At 57.0% G+C, this 22,848-nt stretch carries 21 protein-coding genes and 1 tRNA gene; 7 read left to right on the top strand and 15 right to left on the bottom strand.

Features of this window, described 5'->3' with window-relative positions; all coding sequences use genetic code 11:
- Positions 1-9 precede the first annotated feature (9 nt).
- Positions 10-597, top strand: a complete 588-nt coding sequence (locus AB1A64_RS04630) for an HNH endonuclease (protein ID WP_170348801.1) — start codon at positions 10-12, stop codon at positions 595-597.
- On the opposite strand, the gene AB1A64_RS04625 is transcribed toward AB1A64_RS04630, so the two are convergent.
- Together AB1A64_RS04625 and AB1A64_RS04620 are read right to left on the bottom strand one after the other, a co-directional pair.
- Positions 594-1,058, bottom strand: coding sequence for a disulfide bond formation protein B (locus AB1A64_RS04625; protein ID WP_366550352.1), 465 nt, complete (start codon positions 1,056-1,058; stop codon positions 594-596). The two genes, AB1A64_RS04630 and AB1A64_RS04625, sit on opposite strands and share 4 nt — an antisense overlap.
- The gene (locus AB1A64_RS04620; RefSeq protein WP_366550351.1) at positions 1,055-1,633 is read right to left on the bottom strand and encodes a YqaA family protein; all 579 of its coding nucleotides are present in this window, start codon (positions 1,631-1,633) and stop codon (positions 1,055-1,057) included. The genes AB1A64_RS04625 and AB1A64_RS04620 overlap by 4 nt, the downstream gene beginning before the upstream one ends.
- A gap of 145 nt (positions 1,634-1,778) precedes the next feature.
- Between AB1A64_RS04620 and AB1A64_RS04615 the strand changes: the two genes are divergently transcribed.
- Positions 1,779-1,864 (top strand) — tRNA-Leu (locus AB1A64_RS04615).
- An 82-nt stretch (positions 1,865-1,946) separates the two neighbouring features.
- Here AB1A64_RS04615 and AB1A64_RS04610 read toward each other — a convergent pair.
- Together AB1A64_RS04610 and AB1A64_RS04605 are read right to left on the bottom strand one after the other, a co-directional pair.
- On the bottom strand, positions 1,947-2,093 hold the full coding sequence (locus AB1A64_RS04610) for a hypothetical protein (protein ID WP_366550350.1): 147 nt from the start codon (positions 2,091-2,093) through the stop codon (positions 1,947-1,949).
- Entirely contained in the window at positions 2,090-3,583 is a 1,494-nt protein-coding gene (locus AB1A64_RS04605) for a BCCT family transporter (protein WP_366550349.1), read from the bottom strand. Before AB1A64_RS04605 ends, AB1A64_RS04610 begins: the two co-directional genes overlap by 4 nt.
- 383 nt (positions 3,584-3,966) lie before the next feature.
- Here AB1A64_RS04605 and AB1A64_RS04600 point away from each other — a divergent pair, with 383 nt between their 5' ends.
- The 3 genes from AB1A64_RS04600 to AB1A64_RS04590 all read left to right on the top strand — a co-directional run bounded on the left by AB1A64_RS04600 (position 3,967) and on the right by AB1A64_RS04590 (position 8,074).
- Positions 3,967-4,935 (top strand): TAXI family TRAP transporter solute-binding subunit, encoded by a 969-nt coding sequence (locus AB1A64_RS04600; RefSeq protein WP_366550348.1) that lies wholly within the window; start codon positions 3,967-3,969, stop codon positions 4,933-4,935.
- Between the two features lie 101 nt (positions 4,936-5,036).
- On the top strand, positions 5,037-7,646 hold the full coding sequence (locus tag AB1A64_RS04595) for a TRAP transporter permease (RefSeq protein WP_366550347.1): 2,610 nt from the start codon (positions 5,037-5,039) through the stop codon (positions 7,644-7,646).
- On the top strand, positions 7,643-8,074 hold the full coding sequence (locus AB1A64_RS04590) for a universal stress protein (protein WP_366550346.1): 432 nt from the start codon (positions 7,643-7,645) through the stop codon (positions 8,072-8,074). Before AB1A64_RS04595 ends, AB1A64_RS04590 begins: the two co-directional genes overlap by 4 nt.
- On the opposite strand, the gene AB1A64_RS04585 is transcribed toward AB1A64_RS04590, so the two are convergent.
- From AB1A64_RS04585 to AB1A64_RS04575, 3 genes are read right to left on the bottom strand one after another with little or no spacing between them, the layout of a single operon-like run.
- On the bottom strand, positions 8,071-9,111 hold the full coding sequence (locus AB1A64_RS04585) for a lipocalin-like domain-containing protein (RefSeq protein ID WP_366550345.1): 1,041 nt from the start codon (positions 9,109-9,111) through the stop codon (positions 8,071-8,073). The genes AB1A64_RS04590 and AB1A64_RS04585 overlap by 4 nt on opposite strands.
- The gene (locus AB1A64_RS04580) at positions 9,101-11,515 is read right to left on the bottom strand and encodes an ABC transporter permease (protein ID WP_366550344.1); all 2,415 of its coding nucleotides are present in this window, start codon (positions 11,513-11,515) and stop codon (positions 9,101-9,103) included. The genes AB1A64_RS04585 and AB1A64_RS04580 overlap by 11 nt, the downstream gene beginning before the upstream one ends.
- Positions 11,512-12,159: an ABC transporter ATP-binding protein gene (locus AB1A64_RS04575; RefSeq protein ID WP_366550343.1), complete on the bottom strand. Its 648-nt coding sequence runs from the start codon at positions 12,157-12,159 to the stop codon at positions 11,512-11,514. The genes AB1A64_RS04580 and AB1A64_RS04575 overlap by 4 nt, the downstream gene beginning before the upstream one ends.
- 151 nt (positions 12,160-12,310) lie before the next feature.
- Here AB1A64_RS04575 and AB1A64_RS04570 point away from each other — a divergent pair, with 151 nt between their 5' ends.
- Positions 12,311-12,745, top strand: coding sequence for an ion channel (locus tag AB1A64_RS04570; protein ID WP_366550342.1), 435 nt, complete (start codon positions 12,311-12,313; stop codon positions 12,743-12,745).
- Here AB1A64_RS04570 and cls read toward each other — a convergent pair.
- The 3 genes from cls to AB1A64_RS04555 all read right to left on the bottom strand — a co-directional run bounded on the left by cls (position 12,742) and on the right by AB1A64_RS04555 (position 16,832).
- The gene (gene cls, locus AB1A64_RS04565) at positions 12,742-14,154 is read right to left on the bottom strand and encodes a cardiolipin synthase (protein ID WP_366550341.1); all 1,413 of its coding nucleotides are present in this window, start codon (positions 14,152-14,154) and stop codon (positions 12,742-12,744) included. The genes AB1A64_RS04570 and cls overlap by 4 nt on opposite strands.
- 23 nt (positions 14,155-14,177) lie before the next feature.
- Positions 14,178-15,152 (bottom strand): HAD family hydrolase, encoded by a 975-nt coding sequence (locus tag AB1A64_RS04560; protein ID WP_366550340.1) that lies wholly within the window; start codon positions 15,150-15,152, stop codon positions 14,178-14,180.
- Between the two features lie 69 nt (positions 15,153-15,221).
- The gene (locus AB1A64_RS04555) at positions 15,222-16,832 is read right to left on the bottom strand and encodes an arylsulfatase (protein ID WP_366550339.1); all 1,611 of its coding nucleotides are present in this window, start codon (positions 16,830-16,832) and stop codon (positions 15,222-15,224) included.
- Positions 16,833-17,051: 219 nt separating this feature from the next.
- Between AB1A64_RS04555 and AB1A64_RS04550 the strand changes: the two genes are divergently transcribed.
- The gene (locus tag AB1A64_RS04550; protein WP_366550338.1) at positions 17,052-17,711 is read left to right on the top strand and encodes a Crp/Fnr family transcriptional regulator; all 660 of its coding nucleotides are present in this window, start codon (positions 17,052-17,054) and stop codon (positions 17,709-17,711) included.
- A 3-nt stretch (positions 17,712-17,714) separates the two neighbouring features.
- On the opposite strand, the gene AB1A64_RS04545 is transcribed toward AB1A64_RS04550, so the two are convergent.
- The 5 genes from AB1A64_RS04545 to AB1A64_RS04525 are packed head-to-tail and all read right to left on the bottom strand — an operon-like array spanning position 17,715 to position 22,842.
- Positions 17,715-18,944: a hypothetical protein gene (locus AB1A64_RS04545; RefSeq protein ID WP_366550337.1), complete on the bottom strand. Its 1,230-nt coding sequence runs from the start codon at positions 18,942-18,944 to the stop codon at positions 17,715-17,717.
- The gene (locus tag AB1A64_RS04540; RefSeq protein WP_366550336.1) at positions 18,941-20,446 is read right to left on the bottom strand and encodes a VWA domain-containing protein; all 1,506 of its coding nucleotides are present in this window, start codon (positions 20,444-20,446) and stop codon (positions 18,941-18,943) included. The genes AB1A64_RS04545 and AB1A64_RS04540 overlap by 4 nt, the downstream gene beginning before the upstream one ends.
- The gene (locus AB1A64_RS04535) at positions 20,443-21,426 is read right to left on the bottom strand and encodes a VWA domain-containing protein (protein ID WP_366550335.1); all 984 of its coding nucleotides are present in this window, start codon (positions 21,424-21,426) and stop codon (positions 20,443-20,445) included. Before AB1A64_RS04535 ends, AB1A64_RS04540 begins: the two co-directional genes overlap by 4 nt.
- Entirely contained in the window at positions 21,423-21,899 is a 477-nt protein-coding gene (locus tag AB1A64_RS04530) for a DUF4381 domain-containing protein (RefSeq protein ID WP_366550334.1), read from the bottom strand. Before AB1A64_RS04530 ends, AB1A64_RS04535 begins: the two co-directional genes overlap by 4 nt.
- Positions 21,889-22,842: a DUF58 domain-containing protein gene (locus AB1A64_RS04525; RefSeq protein ID WP_366550333.1), complete on the bottom strand. Its 954-nt coding sequence runs from the start codon at positions 22,840-22,842 to the stop codon at positions 21,889-21,891. The genes AB1A64_RS04530 and AB1A64_RS04525 overlap by 11 nt, the downstream gene beginning before the upstream one ends.
- Between the last annotated feature and the right edge of the window lie 6 nt (positions 22,843-22,848).

The following is a 22,848-nucleotide window of genomic DNA, read 5'->3' as shown; positions in this document are numbered from 1 at the left end:
GATTCTGAGATGGATGGAGACTTCAGGACCGAATTTGTCAGGGAACCCGGTGCGCTCAGGCATCATCCGGCATTGGTTTTGAACGCCGATTATCGCCCCTTATCCTATTACCCGTTGTCCTTATGGCCGTGGCAAGAGGCGATCAAGGCGGCCTGGCTGGACAGGGTGGACATAGTGGCTGAATACGACGAAGTCGTCCGAAGCCCCAGCACCGAGATACGAATACCTTCGGTCGTTGTCCTGAAAGATTATGTAAAACCTAGAAAGCGCGTGGCCTTCACGCGCTTTAATTTATTTTTGAGGGACGAATTCCGCTGTCAGTATTGCGGCAGCCGGGGTGATCTGACGTTTGACCATGTGGTACCGCGTGCGGCAGGGGGCGTCACAAGCTGGCAGAATGTCGTGGCGGCCTGCAGCCCGTGCAACCTAAAGAAAGGCTCCAAGTCACTGCGACAGGCGGGAATGACGCTGCGCAAGCCTCCGCGCCAACCGGAATCAGAGGCGTTGCGCAATATCGGGCGCAAGTTCCCACCGAACCACCTGCATGATAGCTGGATCGACTTTCTTTATTGGGATGCGGAACTGGACGAACTTTAACGAGCGCGCCAGGCTGCGATCCAGACCAGCACCAACACGCCGGACAGGACGGCGTTCCAACCTGCCATCGACAAGCCGAACATCTGCCACGGGATATCGTCGCAGCGCACCAGCGGGGCGGACATGATCTGTTCCATCAAGTCTTGCGTCGACAGGCCACCGATATCACCGGATGTGCAACTAGACGGGCCTTCCCACCATTTCTGCTCGACCCCCGCGTGAAACACGCCGATTGCAGCCGTCGTCAGGGCTGCAAGCGCGCCTAACAGTGGCAGCAGCGTTGCCCGTGGCAGGGCCAATGCCAATGCTCCGATAAGAACGGCAGCGCCATGCGGATAACGTTGCCAGATGCACATTTTGCAAGGCGCCAAGCCGCCGAGGTACTGAAACCCCCATGCCCCAAGTAGAAGCGCCGCGGACCCTACCGTGGCGATCAGGACCAGAGTATTTTTGCGAGTCATAGATATTTCACCACGAAAAAGCCGCCAAACAGCAGGACGATGAACAACGTGAACATAAGGCCCAGACGCTTCTCAATGAAGGCCCGGATCGGTTCTCCAAAGCCCCAAAGCAGACCAGCGACCATAAAGAACCGCAAGGCGCGCGCCAGGATAGAGGTGGCGATGAAAGTACCTAGCGGCATGCCAGTCCAGCCGGACATGATGGTAATGACCTTATAGGGGAAGGGCGTAACACCAGCCGCCAGCACGGCCCAAAAGCCAAAATCGTTGAAGCGGGTGTTGAATTCTTCCATGGCGTGGGCTTTGCCCATCGACTCGAGGATCGGTTGGCCAAGACTTTCGTAAAAGAACGCGCCAATGGCATAGCCCAGCAAGCCGCCCAAAACCGAAAAGACCAGTGCGACCGATGCAATAAGCCAAGCCCGCGACGGGCGGGCCAGAATCATTGGAATCATCAGAACATCAGGAGGGATCGGAAAGACCGAACTTTCGATAAAAGCCACAAAGGCCAACGCCCACAATGCATGCGGATGTTCTGCCAGACGAATGGTCCAGTCATAAAGCGATCGCAACATAAGATGCTAAAATCCTGTTCTAACGTAGCGCAAGCCAAACCATGCGCCCGGCAAGGCGTCAAGCATCACCGCGAGTACAAACTGGATTTTGGTTGCTTTTTGCCTCTGGACCTTCCCGATTAGGGGCGCTAATCCAATGGTCGTGGCCCAAGTGGCGGAATGGTAGACGCAGGGGATTCAAAATCCCCCGGTAGTGATACCGTGCCGGTTCGAGTCCGGCCTTGGGTACCAAAGTAAAAACAGAGGGTTAGGGAAACCTGCTCTCTGTTTTTTCTTTTTCGGCATTGCGATTGCACATACTGCCAACGCACATCTATTCGTTTTGGTGACGTTCTGCCTGTGTCTCAGAGTCGGCGGGTTTGGATGTCTTAGGAAAGCCTGTGAAGATCAACCAGATCAGGAACCCGATATATGCGAAAACGACAACATTCAGCATGGTATCAACAAACTGTCCGCTCATGTCCGGTCCTCTCGCGATAGGCTTTTGAACAGGCAGATCACTAGGATCGGTACGATAAAGACGAACGCCATGGCCGAAAGTGCGATGATTGACCTGACCACGGAAATGTCGCCCACCAGAATCATCGCCAGCCCCAGCGCGCCTAAAATAATGCCCCAGATTGTGCGAATGCGGGGCGACGGGTTCTCGTCGCCTCCGGTGCCGATCATTGCAAGTGTAAACCCAGCGCTTACGACGCTGGTCACAACGAACAGGAACGCGGCCAATACAGTGGCGATTTGCGTCACACCGCCCAGTGGGAATTTTGCAAGCAGGGCAAAGGTCGTCGCGTCCAGATTCTCGGCGTTAACGGCGGACAGGGTGCCGTCCTGACGCAGAGTGTCGTAGAAACCCAGGCCACCGAAAATGCCGAACCACAAGATCGAGAACAGGGTGGGGGCAACGATGACACCGACCAGAAACTCTCGGATCGTGCGTCCGCGAGAGATTCGGGCGATGAAAATGCCCACAAAAGGTGACCAGGCAAGCCACCAGATCATATAGTTCAGCGTCCAGCCGTGGAACCAGTCGACGATGATGTCGTCGAAGAATTCAGCCGTGGAAAACCCGGCCGGAAGAACGCCGAAGAGGTAGCGTCCGAAGCCTGACACGATGCCGTCCATCATGAACGACGTGGGGCCGAGGATCAGCAGGTAGACCATCATCCCAACCGCAATTAGCATCGCGATATTGGACAGCAGGGACATCCCTTCGCCAAGGTCGCGGCGCAGCGGAATGATGTAAGCTACGCAAAGCAAGGCAAAGACGGGCAGGGTTAGCACGCCAGGTGAAGCGACCCCGATCAGACCCGCAAGGCCGGTTTGGATCTGGAAAACGCCCATCGCCAGCGAACCGGCCAAGCCGACGGCAATCGCAACAATCGAGAGCAGATCGAAAACCCATCCCAGAGATTTGGTCCAGCGGGCCTCGCCCAATGTTTCGGTTACAGGGGCGCTCAGCAGCAGCGTGCGCCCTCGACGATAGGCAAAATAGGCGATGACCAGACCGACGATCGCGTAGATGGCCCAGGCGTGAAATCCCCAGTTCAGATAGGTGATGAACAAGGCATGACCGGCGGCCATGGGATCGGGGTTGTATTGGCGCAGAACCTCGAAATGGGTCAGGGGTTCGGCCGCGCCGTAAAACAACAGACCAACGCCCATGCCAGCTGCGAAAAGCATGGCGATCCAGGCAGGCGTTGAAAACTCAGGCTCGGCCTCGTCGGGACCAAGGCGGATGTCGCCAAATCGGGACAAGGCCAGATACAGTGTGACAAACAGCAGACCGCTGACCTCAAGCATGATGAACCAGCCACGGCTGTTGAACTGCGTGGCCACTGCCGCGGACGCAAGCCGCCCCAACCCTTGCGGGTCGACTATACCCCAGGCCGCAATCGCTGCACTGATGGTCAGAGCGATGACAAGCAACGGGCTGGGTGAAGCGGGCTTCATTTTAAACGGCCTTTCCTGGCAGTTGCAGAACAAATTCTTTGCCAGCCCTGTGCTTACAGGTGCATGTGAATGTCGGTTTGACACTAGAGGTCACCGAACCGAGTTTCAAAAGAATTGTTCCTGACCACCCAAAAGACCTGAGATTTGGACATTCTGGGGGGAAAGTTCTGAAAAAGCACTCAGATATGCGGCGTAGGCGTGTCAGGCCGAGTACGGGGGTTGACAAGTTGAGTATCTGAATGAAACGTCGAAGGTGTTGGGAGATTTTGGAAATTCAGTCGCTTGTGCCTGTTGCAAGACAGGTTCAGTTGGCGTACCGGCAGGTCCCGGGATGGGACCGCTAACAGTCTCCCATCCACCAAAAGAATTGGGAGTTCACGAAAATGAAAAACAGCAGCAAGCTTAGCCTCGGCGCGGTCGTCACCGCGGCTCTTATGGCTCCGGCCGCGTATGCAGAAGAATTCATCACAATCGGCACCGGTGGTGTGACCGGTGTGTATTACCCGACAGGCGGCGCGATCTGTCGTCTGGTCAACAAAGGCCGCAAAGAGCACGGCGTGCGCTGCTCGGTCGAATCGACCGGTGGTTCGGTTTACAACATCAACACCATCCGCGAAGGCGAGTTGGAGTTCGGTGTGGCGCAGTCCGACTGGCAGTACCACGCCTTTAACGGCACCTCGAAATTTGAAGAGGCTGGCCCCTTTGAAAACCTGCGCGCCGTCTTCTCGGTACACCCTGAGCCGTTCACCGTAGTTGCCCGTGCAGATTCCGGCATTACGAACTTTGAAGACATGAAGGGCAAGCGCGTAAACATCGGCAACCCTGGTTCCGGTCAGCGTGGCACCATGGAGGTTCTGCTGGGTGAAATGGGTTGGACCACCGACGATTTCGAACTGGCGACCGAGCTGAAAGCGGCTGAACAGTCCGCTGCTCTGTGCGACAACCAGATCGACGCGATGGTTTACACAGTTGGTCACCCCTCGGGGTCGATCCAAGAAGCCACCACCGCGTGTGATTCCGTGCTGGTGAATGTCAGCGGCGACGCCGTGGACAAGCTGGTCGGCGACAACTCGTTCTACCGCACTGCAACCATCCCCGGTGGCATGTATCGCGGTTCCGACGGTGACACCGCAACCTTTGGTGTTGGCGCGACTTTCGTGACCTCGGCAGACGTGTCGGAAGACGCGGTATATGCGGTTGTCAGCTCGGTCTTTGAAAACTTCGATGACTTCAAAAAGCTGCACCCGGCATTTGCGAACCTCAAGCCCGAAGAGATGATTGCAGACGGCCTGTCGGCTCCGCTGCATCCGGGCGCCGAGAAGTACTACAAAGAAAAAGGCTGGGTTCAGTAAGCCAGACCTGACGCAGGGTGCCCAAGGGCGCCCTGCAACCCAAGCCCGTAAAATAACGGGTGGTTCAAAAGGCCAAAATGGCCACGACGGGGAGACACTTTATGAGTTCCGACACACAATCCAATCGCCCACTATCCGAAGAAGAGCTGCAGGAACTTGTAGCCTCGTCCGATGCGGGTGGGCGTAATCCGGTCGGTAATGTCGGGATTTTTCTGGCCGTTGTGGCGGCGATTTGGTCAATATTTCAGGTGCTTCTGGCCTCACCGATTGCCAACTATGTGTTGCCGGGCAGCGTAGTGAATAATGCGCGCCAGTTCCATCTGGCCTTCGCTATGTTTCTGGCCTTTGCGGCCTATCCGGCGCTGAAATCCAGCCCACGCGACTATATCCCTGTGCAAGATTGGATCATGGGTGTCGCAGGCGCATTTCTGGCGCTGTACGGTTACTTTTTCTACGAAAAGATCGTCGATGCGGGCGGTCTTGCGGACGACACCGACAAATGGATCGCTTTGGCTGGCCTGTTGCTGTTGTTCGAGGCCGCGCGCCGCGCGCTTGGCCCTGCAATGGCCATTATTGCGACGATCTTTTTGGCATATGTGTTCTTTGGCTCGTCCGAATGGGTGCCCGAGGTGATCCGCTGGAAAGGCGCAAGCCTGAAAAAGGCCATGAGCCACATGTGGATCACGTCCGAAGGCGTGTTCGGCATCGCGTTGGGTGTTTCCACCAAATTCGTGTTCCTTTTCGTGCTGTTCGGTGCCTTGCTCGACAAGGCCGGGGCAGGGAATTACTTTATCAAAATGGCCTTTGGCGCCCTCGGCCACCTGCGTGGTGGACCAGCCAAGGCGGCGGTTGTCGGTTCGGCGGCGACCGGCCTGATCTCGGGTTCGTCCATTGCCAACGTTGTGACCACCGGAACCTTCACTATCCCGCTGATGAAACGCGTCGGGTTCAGCAGTGAACAGGCCGGATCGGTCGAAGTTGCCTCCTCCGTAAACGGCCAGATCATGCCGCCCGTAATGGGCGCTGCGGCGTTCCTGATGGTGGAATATGTTGGCATTTCCTATGTCGAGGTGATCACCCACGCCTTCCTGCCTGCGGCGATTTCCTACATCGCGCTGGTCTATATCGTGCACCTTGAAGCCGTTAAGCGGAACATGCCGACGCTGGGTGATCGCGACGTGCATCTGGCGCGCACCGTGGTCGGAATGTTGATGTTCTTCCTGGTGTTTGCGGGGCTTTGCTATGGTTCGCAATACCCGGTCGATGCGGTCACCAGCTGGGTGCCTTCGGCGGCAGGGCTGGTCCTGAGCCTGATCGTCTGCGCGGTCTATGTGGTGCTGCTGTATCTGGCGGCTCAGGTGCCGGATCTGGAACCTGATGATCCGAATGCCAAAGAAGTAACGCTGCCGGTCATCGCCGATATCTATAAGGCTGGGCTGCACTATCTGCTGCCGATCATCGTTCTGGTTTATTTCCTGATGATCGAACAGAAATCGCCGGGTCTTTCGGCGTTCTGGGCCACGGCGTTGCTGTTCGTGATCCTGCTGACCCAAAAGCCGCTCAAGGCGATGTTCCGGGGACAGAGCAACCTTTACAACAGCTTTATCGATGGTGTCGCCGACCTGTGGCAGGGCCTGATTGACGGCGCGCGCAACATGATCGGTATCGCCCTTGCGACCGCGACTGCGGGTGTCATCGTTGGCACGGTTACTCTGACTGGTGTCGGGCAGGTGATGGCCGATCTGGTCGAGTTCCTGTCGGGTGGCAACCTGATCCTGATGCTGGTGATGGTTGGCATCCTCAGCCTGATCCTGGGCATGGGCCTGCCGACCACGGCGAACTACATCGTTGTCAGCTCGCTAATGGCTGGTGTGGTTGTCGAACTGGGCGCGCAGAGCGGCCTGATCGTGCCGCTGATCGCCGTGCACCTGTTCGTTTTCTACTTTGGGATCATGGCGGATGTGACGCCTCCGGTCGGGCTGGCAAGCTTTGCGGCGGCGGCTGTGTCGGGCGGCGATGCGATCAAGACTGGCTTTACCGCGTTTTTCTACAGCCTGCGCACTGTGGCACTGCCGTTTGTGTTTATCTTTAACACAGACCTACTGTTGATCGACGTTACCTGGGTTGAGGGGATAACCGTCGCGATATTCGCAACCATAGCCATCCTTGTCTTCACCGCGGGCACGATGGGTTATTTCGTGACGCACAGCCGTATCTACGAAAGTGTCGCGCTGATCTTTGTTGCCTTTGCGCTGTTCCGGCCTGACTTCTTCATGGATCGGATATCACCGCCCTATGCATCGGTCGAACCTGCGGCCTTCGTGGAAACGATCGGGCAAACGCCACCGGGAACCGAAGTGCGCCTTGTCGTCAGCGGGCCTGATTTTGACACTCTGGAAATGACGGACACAACAGTTGTGGTGGCTGTCGGTAGCGAAGAGGGTGGCGCCGCGCGGGTGGACGCCATGGGCCTGATGCTGATCGAAGAGGACGGTCTGGTCAAACTGGACGAGCCGCTGTTTGGCACACCAGTCGCGGATGAGCTGGACAACTTCGACTATTACGCGGACGACGCGGTGCGTCTGACCTCGGTCAGCCTGCCATCCAGCCAGCCTCCGAAGCAATTGATCTATATCCCAGCGATGATCTTTCTGGGTCTGATCGCCTTCCTTCAACGCGGCCGCGCCGCCAGACAAGAGGTGCACGCATGACAAACTCTGTTCTTTGTGCCGTTGACATTAGCAATGGCGATCTGGACGTGCACGTATTGAAGACAGCGGCGGCTCTGGCTGATCAGAACAACGCGCAATTGGACGTGGTGACCGTGTTGCCGGACTTTGGGGAAAGCTGGGTATCCGGCTTTTTCCAACCGGATTTCCACGAAAAGGCGCTGGATGAGGCGCATGCAAAACTGACCGATATGTGTACGGCAACTTTGGGTGCAGAGCGGAACGAGAAAATCCGCCATGTGGTCGCCACAGGCACAGCTTATCAAGAGATTCTGAAAACCGCGGAAAGTGCGAAAAGCGATCTGATCGTGATCGGCGCGCACAAACCGGACCTCAAAGACTATCTTTTGGGCCCGAACGCGGCGCGAGTCGTACGGCATTCCACGGTTTCGGTTTACGTGGTGCGCTAATACCCCGTCATCTCAAGGTAGCCACGCCCAGAGTGGCTGCCTGAAACCGTGACGGGGCCTTCCCAGTATTCGAACCGTGTTGCCATCCAAGCATCGGGGGTGATTGCTGACACGTCGACCTCCAAATCACGATCAGGCAATGTCACACGCCACTGGACGGGTACGTCTCGACCGGCGACTCGCGCCGTATCCAACGGAGCGAATGAAACGGAGCCATCGGGCAGGGGCGTAGCAGTGCCATCTGGTGTGATCCATGTGGCTGCTGTGAAATCTCCGCGTCCACCGCGCAGACGAAAGGCCATCAGCTTATTGCCGTCATCGAAGCTGAGCGAGAACCAATCCCACCCACCTTGATCCTCGGCCAGAGGTTGGCTGGACCACTCGCGATCCAACCAGCCCTTGCCAGTCACCGCGACATCGCCGTCGGGCAGTCGCAGTACACCTTCGACGTCATAGAAGGGCTGCGAATAGTAATAGCTGGCTTGTCCATCGGTGGACTTGATCGAGTACCCATCCTCTCCGTGAAACACCAGCGGACCTTGGGCGGTCAGGCTCAGGTCATAGGAAAATTCGTCACCGCTGGCGGACAAGGACAAGGCGCTGGGATTTGGCCCGCGCATATGCCATTCGTCGATCCATGCCTCGAATGGTTCGGCAGCCACCCCGGCCTGACCGATACCACCGCGCGACAGGCGTTCGGCAAAGTAATGCGTTTCCTCAGTCGTCACAGCAGCATGGCCCAACCACAGCTGAGGACTTTGCCAACCTTCGGCCTCGGTCGGTTTCAGAGCGGATCGGAACAAGGTCCATTGAATGCCGTAATCGCGCCCGTCTTCTCCGGTCAGGTTGGCAGTCAGATACCACCACTCGATCCGAAAGGACGGGTGCGGGCCGTGATCGCGTGGAAATTCGAACTGGTAACCAGGTTTGGGGATGTCGAACCCGTCGGCTGATCCGCCCAGCCCGGCATAACCCTGCGCTTGCAAAGCTGAGGGCAGCAATAGGATCAGGATAAACAGCCAAGCTTTAACGTTCATTGGCAAATACCTTCAGCAGGTCGGCGGGTGGCAAACGCATCAAACGCAACGCGGGCAGGGCGGCGGCGGCAAAGGCGGCAAGCAAGGTCAGCACAAACAGATAGACCCAATCGGCAGGAAACAGAAACATCGGCAGTCGCCAGCCAAAAGCCTGTACGTTGATCACCGCCAGCAGCGCCCAGGCCAAAACCAACCCAAGTGGCAAGGCAAGCACGGCCGTCAACGCCGCCAGCAGCACACTGCGCAACACCTCCAGCTGTGCCAGTTGCGCGCGTGTCAGTCCCAACGCCCAAACCGGGGCAACCTGCGGCAGCCTCTGTGTCCACAAGGTCAGCAAACTGGTCAGGATGGCAAATCCCGCCACCCCCAGTGTCAGCACGTTCAGTGCGGAAGTCACCACAAAGGTCTTGTCAAAGATCGCCAGCGATTGGGCCTTCATGGCGGCCTGTTGCACGACGGCCCGCCGAGGCAGGTCAAACTGGTCTCGCAACGCCTGCGTTATTTCAGTGGCGCGCTCGGGTGCAAGGCGGATGCCGAACCTGCGCGTGTCAGCCCCAGGGGCGATCTGGTCAAGCTGCGGCATGGATACGATCGCCTGACCGGTCGGGTTGCCATAGTCCGAATAAACACCTGCCACGGTCAGCGCATGCCCTGCATTCAAGGTCAGCGTATCCCCCGGCCACAGCCCCACACGACGGGCGAGTTGTTCGTTGATCAAAACGGCCTCACCCATCAAGACGCGATCCCAGACATCATCTGACGAGGCGATCAGAGGCCAGTGATCGCGGTAAGTCTGGTGGTCCACAATTCCGTATAAGAACAACGGCCCGGTCTCGTGGGACAGCTCAATGCTGCGGATTGGCAGCACGGCGTCCACCTGTGGTTCCAGCCACTGGGCGATCTGCTGACCCTGTTGATTGTCAGTGGCGGTCACGTAAACCTCGGACGTCAGGCGTTGATCCAGCCAGCCAACAAAGGTGAGGCGAAAGCTGGAAACCATGGTTCCGACACCAATATTCGCGGCCAAAGCCAGCAGCAATGCCATCAAAGCCAAGGACAGGCCCGGCAGTTGCGCCTGCATATCGGCCCAGATCCATTGGGCGACCGGCCCCCGGGCGCGCCGTTGAAAGGCCGACAGGGCGAGGGACAGAAGATAGGGCAGAGTCAGCGCCGCTCCGGTGAGAATGCCGCCGACCATCACAAACCCGGCAACCAACCCGTCTACGGTGAACCCGATGGCGAATCCGCCCGCTATCAGGATCAGCCCGATCAAACCTGTATTACGTTGTCCCGTCGCAGCGCCGCGCCAGGCCTGCACCCCGGCGCCGGCCAGCAAGGGCATGCGCGCCAATCGATATAAGGCATGACCGCTGGCCAGCAATGTGCCCGCTAATGCCATCGCCAGCCCCGCCAGCGCCCATTGCGGTTGCAAGGACATTTGCCCGTCGACAGGTGCGCCGTAAAGCCCGCGCAAAGTGGCCGCGACGTCGGGCAGTAGCGCTCCGGCCAGAAGGAACCCAAGGATCAGGCCCAAGGTGCCGCCGATCAGGGCCAACGCGGTCAATTCAGCCATGATCACCCAGATCAAACGCCGCATTGAGACACCCAGAGCCCGTAGGGTGCGGATCATCGCCTTCCGCTGCGCAAAGGCCAGTCCGACAGTGCCGTGAACAATAAAAAGACCGACGGCAAAGGACAGTAGACCAAATGCGGTCAGGTTCAGGTGAAAACTATCCGTAAGACTGGCCGCATCCAATTGAGCCGAAGCTGAGATCCGTTCAAGTTCTGGCGCGATCTTGGATAGCGGAGGCACGCCAAGCGGCTGATCGGGCAGCACCATCAGGCGCGAAATCTGTCCGGGACTGTCCAGAAGTGTCTCAGCAACGCCGATATCGGTCAGGATCAGATCAGGCGGAACCGCGGTAGAGGTTAGAATCGGCGGTAGGCCGCTTTGTCCGCGCAGCACTTGCGCCAGATCAGGCGCGGCCAGCAAGCGGCCCGGTGCGGTCAGCATGTCAGCCGGGTCGGGGGGCGTTTCGCTTTGCTCGATCTGGGTCACGGCGGGCAGGGCCGGGTAGGCGACCATGTCAACGCCCATCACCTGCACCGTGCGTCCCGAAATACGTAGGGGACCTTCCAGAACCGCCGCAACTTGCCATCCAGCGCGGCGCAGCGCGACGTAGCGCTCAATCGGGATCGGGCCGGTCGGGTCGCGCAGCTCATCAAACAGACCCAGTGCTAGCTGATCATTGGCCCGTTGATAGCTGGCGCGCGCCTCGGCATTGATGGCCTGCACTGCGGACCACAGCCCGGTCGCCAACGCGATGCCAATCAACAGCGTTGCCAGTTGCAACCAGTGACGTCGCCAATGCGACAGCAAGGCCTGTATGACGGGCCCAGTCATGCGATGTGACCACCGGTCAGATGCGCCCGCCGATCCAGACGCGCCGCGATGTCTGGCGAGTGCGTAACTAACAGTAAGGCGGCACCTGTCTCGACAACTAGCGAGAGCATCAGATCCAGCACAGTTGCGCTGGCGGTTTCGTCCAGATTGCCGGTTGGCTCATCCGCCAGCAACAATTTTGGCCGGGGGGCCATAGCGCGACCGATGGCGACGCGCTGTTGTTGTCCGCCCGACAGGTTTTCAGGATAGCGCGTTAGCAAGTCGGACAGTCCAAGCCGTTCAGCCAGTTGCGCGGTCCAGTTGGTGTCTTCACGATTCGCCAACCGAGCGTGAAATGAGAGGTTCTGAGCAACGGTCAGCGATGGAATCAGATTGAATTGCTGAAACACCAGCGACACGCTCTGACGGCGCAAGGCGGCCCGACCACCGTCATCCAGCGAGGAAAGGGCGGTGCCGTCCAGCGTTATTTCACCGCCGTCAAAGCTGTCCAAAGCGGCAGCAAGGTTCAAAAGCGTGCTTTTGCCGCTGCCGCTTTCACCGGTCAGAGCTAGCGTCTGACCCTGATCAAGGGTCAGTGACACATCCCGCAACACCGGCCGTCCGCCGGGATAGGATTTCTGGACCTTGTCGATATTCAGCAGCATGCAAACCCCTCGGACAGTGCCTGTCACAATGTGCAACGCCACCCCACAGAGTCCAGCGTCCGGGCGCAATCTTTTGCGATTGTCACAGCCTTGTTCTTTTTTGGTTAAGTCGCCATTGTGTCAGAACTTCTCCGGGCCGGGATACGAGTTTATGACACTAGCGCAGCAGATAGTTTGGGGCAGTATCTATCTGGGGATTTGCTTCCTTATCGAAATCATCCTTTTGACGTGGTGTACGCAGGTCATCCGGCACGCGGCACCCCGGCTTGAGAACACGAAACGGTTTCTTGCCATCGCCGGGCCCATCTGTATCGCGCTTGCATTCATCGTTGCAATTCACACGTTTCAGGTCTGGTTGTGGGCGATTGTCTGGATTTTGGGGGATGTGCTGCCTGACTGGAACTCGGCCTTGTATTTCTCGTTGGTGACATTCACCACCTTGGGGTACGGCGACATTGTGTTGGGTGAACCACTGCGCATATTCGGCGCATTCGCCTCGGTCACCGGGTTACTAGCCTTTGGTCTGTCGACGGCCTTTATGGTCGCCCTGATGACTCAGGTCTTCAAAGAAGAGTTGATGTCCTAGAGGATCGGCGCAAACAACCGCGCCAGCGGCGAGCCGAACCGGATATAGCCGGGTTGTTCGGGCAGTTTGCGGGTCAATTCATAACTGTTTTCAAAATCGTCGCGCAGCATTTTGTCCACCGCTTCAGCCGCGCGTTGGTCGAAGAACAGCGCCATGGCTTCGAAATTCAGCCGGAATGACCGATTGTCCAGATTGGTCGTCCCCACGGCGGCCAATGTGTCATCGACTACGAATGCCTTTTGATGCATGAACCCTTCGGTATACCGAAACACCCGTGCACCGCAGTCACGGATCTCGTCGAAATACGCGAAGGCAGCCAGCCAGGGCAGGCGGTGGTCAATCACCTCGGGCACAAGGATTCGTACATCGACACCCCGAAGGGCAGCGTGCTGTAAGGCCGTCATGACGTCGATATCAGGCACAAAATAGGGCGAGGCGATCCAAATACGTTCCTTGGCCGCAGTGATGGCCGAGAAAAACATCATCGCACCAGTTTCCGTTTCGTCCCCCGGACCGGTGGCGACCAGCAGGGCATTCATGTCCTGTTCGGATTCTGATCCGGCCCAGTTGAGCTGATCAATCAGATCTTCTTCGTGGGCCCAGTGCCAATCCTCGACAAAGATCAACTGTAATTGACGGACGATATGGCCGGTCATTTTCAGATGTGTGTCGCGCCAATGGCCGAAATGTTTGCTCTGACCCAGATACTCGACCCCTACATTGTGACCGCCAATAAAGCCCGTTTCACCATCAATGATTACGGTCTTGCGGTGATTGCGGTAGTTGAGTTGAAAGCGATATTGCGGACCACGACGGTCGCGTGGGTTGGCAATCTCGATCCCGGCGGCGCGCAAGGTGTCAAGATAGGCGGTCGGCAGACCATAGCTGCCCACGGAATCGGTCATAAAGCGGACCGAGACCCCACGCTCGGCTGCGGCAATCAGTTTGGACTGCAACTGTTTGCCCAGGTCGTCGTCGCGGACAATGTAGAACTGGATCAGGATATAACTTTGTGCGGCGTCAATTGCCTCGAAAATGGCATCGAACGTGGCCTTGCCGTCGATCAGCAAATCGGCCCCGTTGCCGCGCGATACCGGCAGATGCGCCAGAACCTCAAATGGCCGTGCGTTGAACGGCATCGAGTCGGGCTCGGGCATTGAAAAATCCGCAAAGCTCTTGATGCCTTCTACGACGCGTTCGCTGTGCTTTCGCGCAATGCGATACCCGCGGAAACGGTGGTGGCCCAGAAAAAGATACATGGGTACGCCAATCATCGGGGCTGAGATCAAAAACACCACCCAGCCAACCGCGCCCTGCGGTGTTCGGGCGGTCTGTGCCGCCCGTATCGCAAAGACCACTGCTGTCACGTACAGGACGAGGACAGCAGCGGAAACAAGCAATGTCCACATGAGGTTATCGTTCTCTGAGTGTCTTATTCCGACCCAGTGTAGATGCGATTCCAATCTTGCGCCATATCCACGATGACCCAGCCCATATCGGGGCCTTTGTCCAACCCGTCGACCAGTTTTCCAATCAGGCTTTCACGGTCATAGGCCCATTCTCTTTCAGCGTCGGTATGATGGATCAGGACGCCCAAGCGTGGTCCGTGTCCAGCGGTTGTCCACTCGAGCATGGCAAAATCTCCGTCCGAATTTCCACCGGCCAGAATGGGGCGTCTGCCAAGGGTGCGTTCGATATTGATTGGCTTGCCTTCTTTGTCGTCTACAAAGGCGATGCCGGGGGCCTTGATGATCGTGGGTTTGCCATTGGCTGTTTCATAAGTGGTGGCGGTATAGGTGCCCAGTACCTGCTCTGGCGGCACGCCATAGGCGTCTTCGGCAAACACCCGCATGAAATGCAGCCCGCCGCCCGAGACGATATAGGTTCGAAACCCTTCATCCCTGAGATAGCGCAGCAGTTCCACCATCGGCTGATAAGTCATCTGGTTATAGGGCAGTCCGGTATCGGGGTGACGCGCGGTGTCCAGCCATTTAGTGACCGAGGCCTGAAACTCTTCAACGCTGACCCCGGAATGCGAGGCGTTCAGGACCTCGATCAGGGCCTCATGGCCACCTTCCGCGATGGCCTGCATATCCCCCTTGGCCGCAGATTCCAGTGTTGGGCTGGTCAGGATCGAAGGGTCAGCTGCAGCCATTTCGGCAAGGCGGTCCATGGCGAAGGTCAGCTGGAAATACACCGGCTGTTCCGCCCAAAGCGTCCCGTCATTGTCGAACACTGCGATCCGGTCTGCCGGAGTGACGTAATCGGGATTGTCCGGATCGGTGACGGCATCAACAAAGGCAACAATCTGATCTTTCGACGCAGAGGTTCCCCAACTGGGCATTGGGTCGGCAAGGACAATGGACGGGGCCATGAATACGGCAGCAATTAGATGGGCGGCCTTCATGAGAAATTCCTTTTTCTTCAAAGTGAAAAGGGCCGCCGTTGAACCGGCGACCCTAAGCTTGCGAGGGGGTTAGTTGTTGGTCGGCGTGGTCAATTTCTCCATCACCTGATCCAGATTAAAGCTGGCCGCTTTCTGGCGTGGCGGGAACTCCTGGAAGGTTTCCAAGAAAGACCCGACATATTGCTGCGCCGGCACCAGGAAATAAGCCCGGTCCAGCAACCAATCATAGTAGGTGTTGGAGGTCCGATACGCGCGCTCATACGGATCACGGCGCAGGTTCACGATCAGCGGAATACGCAGCTCGGTCCAGGGCTCCATCCAGGCGCGTAGGGTGGCCCATGCCTTCTGCTCAAGGAAGATCAGCTTCCAATCGTCAAAACGCAGCGCGGTCAGGTCACCGTCATCCGAGAAATAGAAAATTTCCCGACGGGGGCTTTCCGTGGCCTCACCAGTCAGCAAAGGCAGGATGTTGTAGCCGTCCAGATGCACCTTATAGTCGCGGCCCATGCCGGAGGAGCTATAGCCAGCTTTCAGCTTTTCCTTGATCTCTGGGTCACCAGCGACGGCCAGATAGGTCGGCAGCCAGTCCATGTGATGCACGATCTCATTGGTAACGGACCCTGCCTCGATCTGGCCAGGCCAGCGCACCATCGACGGAACGCGCCATCCGCCTTCCCAATTGGTGTTCTTTTCGCCCCAGAACGGTGTCATGGCAGCATCCGGCCATGTGTTCATGTGCGGTCCGTTGTCGGTGGAATAATGGACGATCGTGTTGTCTGCGATTCCAAGCTCATCCAGCAGATCCAGCAATTGCCCGACATGCATGTCATGTTCGATCATGCCCGCGGTGTATTCGTCTGCAACGCCACCAATGATATCGTTCGCTTGCGCGCGCATCTCATCCTTGACGTGGGTGCGGAAATGCATCCGAGTGCCGTTCCACCAGACATAGAAGGGCTGGCCTTGCTCATGTGCTCGCTTGATGAAGTCAATTGCAGCGGCAACGGTTTCTTCGTCTACCGTCTCCATGCGCTTACGGGTCAGGGGGCCGGTGTCTTCTATGGTGCCGTCCGCCTTGGATTTGATTACGCCGCGCGGGCCATACGCTTCGCGGAAGGTGCGCCCATCGGCCAGAACCGCGTCGCCGGGATAATCTTCATTTTCCGGTTCTTCCTCGGCATTTAGGTGATACAGGTTTCCGAAAAATTCATCGAATCCGTGGTTTGTCGGTAGATGCTCATCCTTGTCGCCCAGGTGGTTTTTGCCAAATTGACCAGTGGCATAGCCGTGATCCTTCAGCAGACCCGCAATGGTTGGATCTTCGACTTGCATACCCAAATCTGCGCCGGGCAAACCCACTTTGGACAGGCCGGTCCGGAACACGGATTGCCCCATGATATAGGACGACCGGCCCGCGGTGCAGGATTGCTCGCCATAATAGTCGGTGAAGATCATCCCTTCCTTGGCGACGCGATCGATATTGGGCGTCTGATACCCCATTAACCCCATCGTGTAGGCCGAAATATTGGACTGTCCAATATCGTCCCCCCAGATGACCAGGATGTTGGGTTTCTGTTCCTGCGCCCAGGCGGGAATTGCCAACGCAACGGCGAATGTAGCCACAGCAACCCGGCGCAAGCCACTGCGCCAACTGTATGCAATCGAACGTGGTGGTGACATGATGTACTCCTGATTTGAAAGGGTCGAAAAAACCCGGAGGTGAAAATTAGTTGGAGGCTGGCTGTTTCAGCCAATAAGCTGCCAAGAAATGGTCGATTTCTGAACGGCGTTACATCACCGGTAGGGGAATCGAGTGCGCTCAGGTTAGGCGATCAATGAGATTGAAAACTCATCATATGATGATATTGAAAAATTCTAATGTTTGACAAAGCGAATAATATGAAACTCTTGCAGGGCGCTGGCTGGTTCAGCAAACGTTCGGCCGCATTTCAGCGTGATTTGATGGAGTGCGGGGTTCCGAAAACCTATGAAGCCTGGGAAACGCTGTATCACCATGGCGATCCGTCCAACGGGGTCTTTGCTGTCCTCAGCGGTGGGGTGCAGATCACCGCTCCGGCGGATGACGGGCAGGAATTCGTTCTGCATCGCGAAGGCGCGGGGTTTTGGGTCGGGGATCTGGCGTTGTTTGCGGATGAACCGCGACTGGTTAGTGTCGTAACGACGCAAGAGACGCACGCGTTGTACTTCCCAAACGGCCGCGTGACCAAGTTGGTTCAGTCCAAGCCTGACTACGTGCGGGACTTTTACGCGCTGACCCACGAGAATATGCAGACCGCCCTTCGAATAATGGCAAACCTCGCAGTAACGGGCAGTGAAAAGAGGCTTGTTCTCAGGCTGTTGCATCTGGATGAAGGCACCTCGAAATGCGACGGATGGATCGTCGTGTCGCAAGAGGAACTGGCCGAGATGATCGCTGTGTCACAACCGACCTTGCATCGCAGTCTGCACCGCCTTGCAGATTTGGACTTGATTGAACTCGGTTATGGACGGGTGCGGTTGAAGAACAGACAGGCGCTGATCGCGAACTGCCAGACGTAAGCGTCAAGGGTTCAGCGGTGGAAGCGGTCGAGCTTGCGATTGTGGTGTTTCCGCAAGTTCCTTCAAGGCAGAAATTGCAGCGGACCAATCCGGTGTTTTCTGAGTTGTATCAGACGCATAGCGTGCAGACCCAATCTTTACCAACTGCGCCTCAAGTTCCCCATACCCTTGTGGATCACTGCTGCGGGTTTTCCAGATTTCCAGGGCTGAATAAGCTGCGGACAGATCATGGGCCTTTAGCGCGCGTTGCAATTCCTCCAGAGCAAATGCAGGCGATGCGCGAAATACATTCTGCCGCGCGTCTTTCCAAGAGCGATAGCGCGGTGCGCCCCAACGCAAAGACGCCCAAATAAATAACGCCGCCAACGCCACCCAAAGTGCATATTCAACCATCCTGTCCGTCGTCAGAGGGTTCGACTTGGGCGCAGTGAGCGTCAGATCCACACCCGGCACATCCACGGTTTCGACCGCGTCAGTTGACAGATTGTACCATTGAATAAACACGGGCGGCAGCTTCGCTTGGCCGCCGTCTTGGGCAAGGTACACAACTTCGTCCACCCGTTGACCGGACAGAATCCCTCGATCCTCAGTTTCAGTTAAGTGCGGCTCTTTGGGGTAAGATCTCAGCAGAGGTTCTTGATATTCTGGAATAAGTTTTGGAATAAGGATCGGGCTGGTGCCGGTGATGCGCGCCGTTAAGCGCCGTGTAATCGCATCTCCGGCCTGCATCTCAGTCACGCCCTCAACCTCCTGATCCAATTCAAAACCCGTCGCGATGATCAAAGGATTCAGGTTGGCAGCACCTTCAGGGACAACAGCGCTGATTGCGATCGGTGAGAGTGGGATCGAGACTTGTATTGGAGCATTCGTTTCCGGGTCGGCAAACGTCACCTTTATGTCGGTGACGCCAAGGCTGATTTGCCCGGCAAGCAGAGGATAAATGCGATAGCTGCGCTGAACCCCGGACCAAGTTTCACCGTTGACGGTCTCACTAACGGGACCTGATGCGCGTTCAGGAAGCCGGACCAGCAGGTTTTCCTGTTCCAGTGACGGGAAGACGGGAGGAGACGGCATGAACGTAGGAACCAGCACCTTGATACGCACGATCGCCGGTTGCCCCACGATCACGTCTTCGGTCGGCGTCTCCACCGTCACTTGAGGTTGGATTGCAATGGTTCCTTGCGATAGGGCGGCGCAGGGCAACAATAGTAGCAGGAGCAGGAGGCGCTTCATTGCGTTCGCTCCTGGTTTTCCAGCAAGAACCGGTTGCGCAGAAAGTCCTGCATGTCTGTGTCGATGGCGCTGATCCACTGATCTGCGGAAAGGGGCTGGCTGCCGTCGGTTTGGGCTTGAATGGTTGTGTTTTCGCCCCGACCTGCGTCGTTGTCGAATACGGTGTCATCCGCGCCAATGCCTGCTTCTTCGCCGGTATCGGACTGTTCACGTGTGGTTTCAACATAGTCCAATATGGCTGTGGCAACTTCAAGATTATGTTGCGCTTCCGGCCAGTTAGGATGACGCTCTAACGCAGTTTCAAAGGCCGTAATAGCTGGTCTATATTCCCGGTTTCGGATGCGAGCCATACCCTCGGCAAAGGCTGCTTCTGGTGTATTGAGTTCCGCAAAGATCGCCGCGGCCTCGGGGTATTGGCCTGCTTTCAGACGAGCGTAACCTTCGTGATATGGGTCTTGGAACAACTCTGCCGCATCAGCAAAGCGCTTTTGGTTCATGGCGATCTGGCCTTGTTGATCGGGCGTCAGGAACCAATCGCGCCATCCGTCGGCATTGGCCGGGCCAGACGGTTGCACAAGGAACAGCCCCAGCATGGCCCACCGGATGACCCAACCCCGCCTGAACCACAAAAGGGACAACAGTGCAGCTGGCCAGGCCAGAATCCACCCCATGTCCTGCCAATCAAGCCGGTCCTCGTCATCCAGAGCATCGACATAAGCCGTCTGTATTTGCCTTAGTAGTCGCGTGACATCCCGGTCATCAGTTGAAAACGGGACGACTTCGGCGTTTTTCAGGGTGTTGAGCTGAACGATTTCCTGGCTGTCAGGCAGCATGGTCAGAAAAAACATCTCCGATGACGCGGTTTCGAACTCTGGAATCTGCGAGGGGTCAAGATCATCCAGAACAAGCAGCACAGCGCCTGGTGTCTGACTTTCATCCAATATGCTTTGCGCCAGCGCCAAAGCTTCCCCTGCGGCGTCTCCTTGCTTTGGCATGACGGCGGGGGTCAGGCCCTCCAGCAATGGGCGCAAGATGTTCGCATCCTCGGTCAGGGGTGCAACCCGGTGCGATGAGCCTGCATAGGCAATCAATGCGGTCTGTGCGCCAGCCCGTGCGTTGATGATATCGGTGATCTTGAATTTCGCCCGTTGCAGGCGCGACGGGGTCAGATCGGTCTCCTCCATGCTGTCGGTAACTTTCAAGGCGATCACCAGGGGGGCCGTATCCGCGATCAGAGGGTTGGCCGCCCGCGTCCAGGTTGGTCCAGCAGCAGCAAGCGTGAGTAGAACGGCGGCGATCATGGCAACGTCGATCGGATAGAACTGGCGGTTTTCTTCCGCACCTAACAAAAGCGCTTTGGCTAAATGAGGAGCTATACCAGCAGGCAGGTCAGATAGCCCCTTGCGTTTCGGGCGGATTGCCCACCACAGCCCTGCAATTGGGATTAGAAATAAAAGGTAAATTATTCTGATAAAATGAAATTCTGTCACAGTGTCGATCATGTCGCCCTCCTGTGACGTTGTGCGAAATGAAAGCCAGTCGAACTGCAAAGAAAAACGATCAACGCCATCAGCAACGGGTAATGCGTCAGGCTTTCGCGTGGGCGGTAGCTTTGGGTTTCGACAATTCTGGGGTTTTGCTCATCAATACGCTGATAAGTATCGCTGAGCGCTGCCTGATCGTTGGCAAAGAAATACTGGCCACCAGTACGATCCGCGATGGCTTGCAGTGCGTCCAGATCCACGCGGTCTTCGCCAGTGGCGTCAGGATCACCAACGCCGATAGTATAAATGACCACACCTTTATCCGCAGCGATGGCTGCAGCGTTGGCGGGCGTCATGCGGCTGGACGTATCCGCGCCGTCGCTAAGAACGATCATCAGGCGCTGATCTACTTCGCTTGACTCAAAAATACGTATTCCAAGCCCGATCGCATCACCCAAAGCCGTGTTCGGACCCGCCATGCCGACTTGAGTTTGATCCAGGAACCCCTTCAAACTTTTAAGGTCTTCGGTAAAGGGTGCCTGTACGAAGGCGCGAGTACCAAAGATAATAAGCGCCATCCGGTCACCCTGACGCTCGGCAATAAATGCGCGCAGCACGTCCTTGACGGCAGCAAGGCGCTGCTTGGGCGTTCCATCTGTGGATTGGAAGTCGCGCTGATCCATCGACCCTGAGATGTCGAGAGCCAACACAACGTCCCGCGCAGATTTTTCGACGACAATGGGATCAGCCAGTTTTTCAGGACGAGCAAGCGCTGTAACAAGCAGCAGCCAGATCAAGGTGGCCACGATTGCTTGCAGCATTGACCGCTGTGAGATCACAGACCCCGACTGCGGATCAGCCCCTGCAGCCGCAGCGACATGGCGGAAAAACGGGATACGAATTGCGTTGGTCTGTTCGCGATGCGGTGGAACAAACCAATAGACCAACAGCGGCAAGGGCAACATCAGAAAAGCCCAGGGCGCGGCGAATGAAATCATCTGCGCCCTCCTTCAGATTTGTGGGTTTGTATCCAGACCCGTGCCATATGTGAAAGTTCCTGGCTCGACGGGCTTATTCTGTAGGGCCCTTCGAGCAGTAGGCGAGATGCCGAGGGAGAAATCGGCATTTTTTCAGCGGTTTGTTGTAGAAAGTTTATCCACTCTTGCCCCTGCAGACCGGCAACCTGTGCGCGTGGATATGCAACAAGTGCTGTACGGCGTAAAATCTCTGCGACTTTTGCGGGGTTATCGTTCGCCGCTTGTAGATCGGCAAGTGCGGCGCGTCGATATGCGTTGGATCTTTGGTGTCGGCGAAAGAGAAGAAGAAGAACCCCAACGGCTGCAACTAGAACAACTGCAAGAGCCACCCAACCCAAGGTCTGCGGTGTCATTGAAATAGGCTCGGGCACAGGTGCGGGCACCAGCATGTCGAGCAGTTCGACTAGGGATTTGCCCTCCACATCAATGCTCATGCCCGCCTCCGGGATGGCCGAACAGTTTCAGCAATTGATCGAGGGCCGGTTCCGACGTTGTCAGCGGGACAATCGGGAAGCCATAGCGCCGCGACCAGAGTTGCAATTGCGCCAAGCGATTATCCATTGCAGCCTTGATACGGCTGGACAGGTCAGGGTCAGAACTGTCGAGTTCGATTTGTTTCGTCCCGTCCGAAACCGTCATCTTCAAGCCTGCGGCCAGGTGATGCGCACTGGGGTCGAAAATATTGAACAGAATAAGGTCGTTGGACTGTGCCAAGCGTCTCAGCAGGCGTTCTGATGCCGCGTCCAGACCATCGAAATCCGAAAACATACAGATCAACGCGTTGGTATGTGCAATACCGACCGCCTGTCTCAGGACGTCATTCAGCGCGATTGTTGGTTCAGGACGTAAGGATGCGTTCAAACCGCCATTCAACGCCGCGACCGAGGATAAGAACCGCGTCAAGGAAGCGGCACGGCGTTGTGGGCGATGTTCGGCCAGATCCGTGTCGCCAAAGACAATGCCACCGACACGGTCACCTTGAGACAGGACGCGATGGGCCGCAATCGCGGCGGCCTCGGCGGCGATGACTGATTTCATATACACTTCGGTACCGAAAAACATCGAAACGCGTTGATCGACCAGCAGCAGGGCAGGGCGATCCCGTTCTTCGGTATAGACCCTAACATGAGGTTTTCCGGTGCGCGCCGTCACTTTCCAGTCGATAGTCCGTATGTCATCGCCGGGGAGATAGCCGCGCAGCTCCTCGAAATTCAGACCGCGCCCTCGCAGCCGCGACGCATGGCGGCCATTCAGGATCGAACGCGCGGGTTGTCTCGGCAAAAGGCTAAGCGCGCGCGATTTTGCGCCAAGCCGCAACAGGTGTTGGGCATCCACATGAATGCGTGGGTCATTAGGATATGTGGCGGTCTGGGCCACGAGCCT

Origin of the sequence: Ruegeria sp. ANG10 (assembly GCF_040705255.1) — a bacterium.
GTDB lineage: Bacteria > Pseudomonadota > Alphaproteobacteria > Rhodobacterales > Rhodobacteraceae > Ruegeria.
Note: the sequence above shows the minus strand (reverse complement) of the source record. Positions and strands in the feature narration are given on the sequence as shown.